The sequence below is a fragment of the Streptomyces sp. DSM 110735 genome, assembly GCF_016482685.1.
Classification (GTDB): Bacteria; Actinomycetota; Actinomycetes; order Streptomycetales; family Streptomycetaceae; genus Streptomyces.
This window is the reverse complement of sequence record NZ_JACYHF010000049.1, coordinates 1-450: the sequence shown is the minus strand read 5'-3', so window position 1 is coordinate 450 and position 450 is coordinate 1. Positions and strand designations below refer to the sequence as shown.

At 66.9% G+C, this 450-nt stretch carries 1 protein-coding gene; it reads right to left on the bottom strand.

Going from position 1 to position 450, the window contains the following annotated elements; genetic code table 11:
- A partial coding sequence (locus tag IF655_RS30855; RefSeq protein WP_242489012.1) for an alpha-amylase family glycosyl hydrolase occupies window positions 1-450 on the bottom strand: 450 nt, incomplete at both ends.

Below are 450 nucleotides of genomic sequence, written 5' to 3'. Positions count from 1 at the left end.
GAGAAGCCCGCGTTGCGGTCGGGGGTCCACTGCATGGGGGTGCGGACGGCGTCGCGGTCGCCGAGCCAGATGTTGTCGCCCATGCCGATCTCGTCGCCGTAGTAGAGGATCGGCGAGCCGGGCAGGGAGAGCAACAGGGCGGTGAACAGCTCGATCTGATTGCGGTCGTTGTCGAGGAGGGGCGCGAGGCGGCGGCGGATGCCGATGTTGGCGCGCATACGCGGGTCCTTCGCGTACTCCGCCCACATGTAGTCGCGTTCCTCGTCGGTGACCATCTCCAGGGTCAGCTCGTCGTGGTTGCGCAGGAAGATGCCCCACTGGCAACTCGACGGGATCGAGGGCGTCTTGGCGAGGATCTCGGAGACCGGGTAGCGCGACTCACGCCGGACTGCCATGAAGATGCGCGGCATGACCGGGAAGTGGAACGCCATGTGGCATTCGTCGCCGCCC